This window comes from Synechococcus sp. F70.1 (assembly GCF_047502745.1).
GTDB lineage: Bacteria > Cyanobacteriota > Cyanobacteriia > Thermostichales > Thermostichaceae > Thermostichus.
This window is the reverse complement of record NZ_JANSJL010000018.1, coordinates 56,276-61,593: the sequence shown is the minus strand read 5'-3', so window position 1 is coordinate 61,593 and position 5,318 is coordinate 56,276. Positions and strand designations below refer to the sequence as shown.

General features: G+C 60.6%; 6 protein-coding genes. 3 read left to right on the top strand and 3 right to left on the bottom strand.

Going from position 1 to position 5,318, the window contains the following annotated elements:
* Positions 1-13: 13 nt before the first annotated feature.
* The gene (locus NW860_RS01260; protein WP_414511974.1) at positions 14-241 is read left to right on the top strand and encodes an HNH endonuclease; all 228 of its coding nucleotides are present in this window, start codon (positions 14-16) and stop codon (positions 239-241) included.
* Between the two features lies 1 nt (position 242).
* On the opposite strand, the gene NW860_RS01255 is transcribed toward NW860_RS01260, so the two are convergent.
* Positions 243-1,241: a YgfZ/GcvT domain-containing protein gene (locus tag NW860_RS01255; RefSeq protein ID WP_414404812.1), complete on the bottom strand. Its 999-nt coding sequence runs from the start codon at positions 1,239-1,241 to the stop codon at positions 243-245.
* A gap of 81 nt (positions 1,242-1,322) precedes the next feature.
* On the opposite strand from NW860_RS01255, the gene NW860_RS01250 reads away from it, so the two are divergent.
* Both NW860_RS01250 and NW860_RS01245 read left to right on the top strand, forming a co-directional pair.
* Complete coding sequence (locus tag NW860_RS01250; RefSeq protein WP_414511970.1) at positions 1,323-2,888, top strand: hypothetical protein; 1,566 nt, start codon at positions 1,323-1,325, stop codon at positions 2,886-2,888.
* Between the two features lie 30 nt (positions 2,889-2,918).
* Positions 2,919-3,113, top strand: a complete 195-nt coding sequence (locus tag NW860_RS01245; RefSeq protein WP_414411280.1) for a hypothetical protein — start codon at positions 2,919-2,921, stop codon at positions 3,111-3,113.
* On the opposite strand, the gene NW860_RS01240 is transcribed toward NW860_RS01245, so the two are convergent.
* Positions 3,110-4,072, bottom strand: coding sequence for an AEC family transporter (locus NW860_RS01240; RefSeq protein WP_414511969.1), 963 nt, complete (start codon positions 4,070-4,072; stop codon positions 3,110-3,112). The two genes, NW860_RS01245 and NW860_RS01240, sit on opposite strands and share 4 nt — an antisense overlap.
* Before the next feature lie 6 nt (positions 4,073-4,078).
* On the bottom strand, positions 4,079-5,318 hold a 1,240-nt coding region (locus NW860_RS01235), incomplete at its 5' end, for a 4-hydroxy-3-methylbut-2-enyl diphosphate reductase (protein WP_414511968.1).

Genomic DNA, 5,318 nt, shown 5'->3' with positions numbered 1-5,318 from the left:
AAGGAACCAGCGCATCCTCATCCCGCCAGCTGTGCGGGAGTACGTCTTCCAAAGGGATGGCTTCCGCTGTCGCAGTTGCGGCAAATCGCCGCCAGAGGTGCAGCTTCAGGTCGATCACATCATTCCCCTTGCCCAGGGCGGCAGCAACGACATCAGCAACTTGCAAACGCTGTGCAAACTCTGTAATCAGCGCAAAAAGGACAGGTGGGATCCCCGCTTTCGCCGCCATTTCGATCTCTAGCTCAAACAACGGGAGGAAAGCTTAAAAAGGGCGGGCGGGTGAGGAGGCCGGTTGTTGAACCAACCTCCACCTCCCATCCTTCGGCGGGCGCGAATTTGGTGCGCACATAGCCCAAGCCCCAGTAGCCTTGGGAGGTGGAGCCAGCGCTGGTTAGCACACCGATCTTTTCCCCTTGGCGCACAATCTCGGCACCAGGCTGGGCCTCGCCCTGGAGGCGGATCCCCCAGAGGGTTTGGCGAATGCGCCTATAGGTTACCTGCTTGGCCAAGACTTCCTGGCCAATGTAGCACCCCTTGGAGAGGGAAACGGCGTGCCATAGGCCGGCTTCCAGAGGGTTGTAGTCGGGGGTCAGCTCGTGGTCAGCAGCAGGGCGACCGGCCTCCAGGCGCAGGGCTTCCCAAAGTTCGGCTGAGGCCAGCTCCGCTCCAGCTTGCTGCAGGCAGCTAGCAAGGGCGGCTTTGTGTTCGCTGGCCCCCCAGAGGGTAAATCCCGGCTGGGCAAGGCCGCTGCCACAAGCCAAATGGACAGGGATCCCTTGAATCTCCACCTGGCGGTGCTCGTATAGCTTTGTCGGGATCCCTTCTGAGGTCACCACCTTCTCGAGGAGGCGCTGGCTCTGCGGGCCAATTAACCCAAAGGCAAAAGTCTGGTCGGTTGCATCAGCTATTTGGGCCCCGCGCACGAAGGGCAACAGGCGTCCCAAGCTCTGCAGTAAGAGGCGACGTCGCTGCGGCGAAGTCCAAATCCAGCAGGCCTCCTCTTCCACGTAGACCGTCGCCAGGTCTATGATCCCTGCTGTGGGGGTAACAAACACGGTATCTGCCCCCTGGCCAGGTTTAAGAGCCTTGAGATCCTGAGTGCTCTGGCTGTGCAAGTAATCCAGGGCGGCGGATCCCTGTATCCGCAAGCGGCCCCACGCAGAGCGATCCAAAAGCAGGGATCCCGCCTGGGCGGCTCCAAGCAGGGACGAGGGCGTGGGAACCTCAGAAACACCCGACATCGCTCACTCTAGAGGTGTCGCTTGGTTTTCTTCACCACCTTAGAATAGGCTAGTTCACCTGAGCGTCTGTGGCGGATCCCTGTGATCGAGGTTGAAGTCCACCAACAGTTGCGCCAGCTCTTGCGGCAGCTTCCCGATGCCGGGTGGCCCCATCAGTTGACGATGGCCCGCATGGTGGCCCGGGGATTGCGGCTGGGGCGCAGCACCTTGATCCAGGTGCCGGGCGGGGGTCAGCACCGCCTCAGCTATCTGCTGCCGGCTTTGATGTGGCCCCATGGTACCTTGCTGTGTGCCCCAGCGTCTGTGCAGGCGCAAATTCTGGGGGAGGAGATCCCCTGGCTGCAGCAGACTTTGCAGTTGCACAAACCGGTTTTGCAAAAGGATCGCTGGCCAGATGCCGACTTTCAAGGGCTGCTGTTGGTCGATCCCCTGGATTGGCTGCAGGCGCGCTTGAGGGGAGCAGAGATGCCAACCGGGATCCCGTTGATCTTGGACGGCGCCGAAGACCTGGAGGAGTGGGCCTACCAAGCGCTGACCCTAACCATCGAAGCCAACCACTGGCAGCAACTGCGGCAGATCTTTCCTGCTGAGGCTGAGCGAATCTCCCAGGCCCAGGTTCAGTTGGCTCTACAGCTTTTGCGACGGCCCCTTTCCCGCTGCTTAGTTCAGGCAGACGAACAGGTTCACCTGGAAGTAGCGCTGTCCCTGGTGGCCGGCTACCGCGGCTGGCTGCCGGATCCTTGGGATCAGCTCCGCCGGCGGCTTGGGGCCGAAGGGGATCCCGCTTCCCGTTGGGTCTGGTGGGCGGAAACCAATCGCGAGACCGGCCGCCTCACACTTCGCCACAGCCCGGTGGCTTTGCACGAATGGCTAGCGCCCATCTGGGCTACCCAACCCGTGGTCATTATCGGCGAGGCGCTGGATTTGGATCGGCAGGCAGAGAGCTATCGCTGGCGCTTAGGCTTACCGGATTTGACGCCCCTACGCTTTAGCTCAGGCGAAGAGTGGATCCGCTCCGGGGGGGAGCCCCTGCCCAGTTTGGCTCTCTATTTGCCGTGGCTGCCCTTGCCCAACAGTCCTCTGTTCCGGGAACACTTGCTGCAGGAGCTAAAGAGCCTGATTGCAAAGGCGCAGGGCTTTGTGGTGGTGCTGGTTTCGGATCAACCCCTCCAGGTGCAGGTCGGAGCTGCTTTGGCCGCTGAGTTTGGCTCGCGGGTACGGGTGAATAGCCCCTTTCGAGGAGAAAAGGGCATCTTGGTCTGCGACTGGTCCTACTGGCTGCAGCACAAGGCTAGCCTACCTTGCCCGGAGCTGCTGGCCATTGCCACCCTGCCGTTTCCCTCGATGGAAGATCCCAGGGTGGCCGCGCGAGTGCAGTATCTGCAGCGCAGTCGGCAGGACTGGTTTCGCCAATACCTTTTGCCGGTGGCAGCCAGTCAACTGCAGCGAGCCGTCGCTCCCTTGCGGCAGGGATCCGAAGTAGCTGAGGCCACTGGCTTGCCCCAACGTTGGGTGGCGATTCTGGATAGCCGCATCATTGCCCGCAGCTACGGCGTTGCCCTTCTCAATGCCTTGGGGCCAACTCTGCGCATCCAGCAGCCCAGCCAATTGTTTAACCAAAGCCAAGCCGAACCTGGGCTATCCTAGGATTAGCGCTAACCTTGTTTGGCGGGGATCATGACCAGTCCTGCTCTCAGCCCCAATCCAGCACCGCACCTGCAAGCAGTTTGGAAGTCGTTGCGGCAGGCCATCGTGGAAAGCTCAGGCTTCCAGGGATGGCTGCAGGGGCAGGAGTTGCCCAAGGAGGAGGCTGAGTTGGATCGCCTAGTGCATCGTTACCTGGAGCAGGCTCTGTCTCACTTGGCCTACTAGGATCCCCACAGCAGCAACCAGAACGGCAAAGTCAGCAAGGCTGCCACGTAGCCTACGGCTAGAGTTGTTGCCGTTAGCTCGCGATCCAAGTCGTATTCTTCCGCAAGCACCAGGGTGGCAACAGCAGGGGGCATACCCGTCTGCAAGACCAACACCAGCTTGGCCAAAGGAGGATAGGGAGTCAAGGCTAACCCCAAGCCTACCAAAAGGGGAACGGCAACAAGTTTGATGAAGAGGGCCACGGCGGCGGGGCGAAGGGATCCCCAGTGCGGCACCTGGGCTAGCCGTATGCCCAAAAGGATTAAGCTCAGGGGAATCGTGCTCCAGGCAAAGGCAGTGAGCCCTTGGGCTAGCCATTCTGGCAGAGGGTGGCGAGCCATTGCCAGGCCGACAAAGAAAGACCAGAGAGTGGGACTGCTTAGGACGCGGAGCGTGGCTTGCCAGGGAGGGGTGAAGGAAGCGCTGTAGCGGCTGGCAACCCAGACTCCCAGACCGTAGGCAGTAAAGAGGGTGCCCAACAGGTCGTAAAACAAAGCCCAGCCAAAGTAGGCGCTCCCGCCCACTGCTAAGCAGATGGGGTAGCCCAAATAACCCGTATTTCCCAGGGTGGCTGTCAGGTAAAAGCTGCCTCGCCGGGCTCTGCTCCAAAGCCAGGGATCCCACTCTTTCTTCCCCTGCCAGGTGTGGTGCTGCCACTGCAGCCAGGCACTGGCCAGGGCATACCCTAGCCCTGTGGCCAGCCAGCAGACCAAAGGGGCCGCCCAGAGCTGGCCAGAGAGGTCCGCCTTCTGCATAAACCCAAGGGTGCCCAGGGGAACCCCCACCCAAAACATGAAGCGGCCCAGCGCTTGGGGATTTAGCCAATGGCGCCAGGGGGGAGGTAGCCCTCTCTGCAGGACAAACCCCAGCAGCGTCCAGCCCAGCAGGGGGAGGTAGACCTGAAAAAGAGTGGTGAGCACCGCCTTCTAGAAGCCAAGGGGAAGGGATCCCTGCGGAGGGGTCTGCGGCTGTTCGCGCAGGGCAAAGATGCGCAGGATCACCTCCTCCACGACGCGGTCGGGGGTGGAGGCACCGGAGGTAATACCAATCTGTACTGGCCCGTCGGGCAGCCACCCTTCTGTAACGATTGGGTCTTGGTGGAGGGGCTTGTGGCGGATGCGGTTGGGCGGTTGGATGCAGTCGGGGCCGTCAATATGGTAAGAGGGCAGCCCTTTCGAGAGGGCAATTTCCTGCAGGTGGGTCGTGTTGGAGGAATTGAACCCGCCAATGACCACCACGACATCCAAAGGCCGCTCCAGCAGCTCAAACATGGCGTCCTGCCGCTCTTGGGTGGCGTTACAGATGGTGTTGAAGCTCATGAAGTGCTTGTCCAGCTCCTGGGGGCCATACTTGCGCAGCATCGTGATCTCAAACAGCTTGGCTATGGCACGGGTTTCCTCCTCGAGCATCGTCGTCTGGTTGGCGATGCCAATCCGCTCCAGATCCCGATCCGGATCAAAGTTGGGGGAGGTAGCCTTGCCAAAGCGCCGCCGAAACTCTTCTGGGTCCCCGCCTTCCAAAATGTAGCGGGCAACCCATTCGGCTTCTTCTAGGTTCAGCACCACCAGATATTTTTCAGCAAAGGAGCTGGTGGCCACGGTCTCTTCGTGGTCGTACTTGCCGTGGATGATGGAGGTAAACTGGGCAGCCCGGTGCTTGTCCACCTGGTTCCAAACGCGAGAGACCCAGGGACAGGTGGTATCGACAATCTCGTTGCCCTGGGAGCGGAAAAACTCCATTTCCGAGACACTTGCCCCAAAGGCGGGCCAAATGACCACATCTTCCGGCCGGATTTGGGAAAAGTCTTTCTTGCCGTCTGGGCCTTTCTCCACGAAGCGGATCCCCATCTCCTGCAAGTGCCGGTTGACCAGGGGGTTGTGGATGATCTCGTTGGTGATCCAGATTTGGCGATCGGGAAAGCGGTGCCGAGCTTCGTAGGCATACTCTAGCGCCCGCTCCACTCCCCAGCAAAAGCCAAACGCTTTGGCTAGATGGATGGTGATATCCCCCCGCTGATAGCGGTAGGACTGGGCGCGAATCTGCTCCACCAGGCGGCTTTTGTAAGTAGTCTGCAGCTCCCGTTGGGCCTGATCCTTGTACTCTTCGAATCCTTTAGCAAAGTAGGTGCTGGAGCTGCGCAGGGCTTTGCGCAGGGCGCGCGGGTCT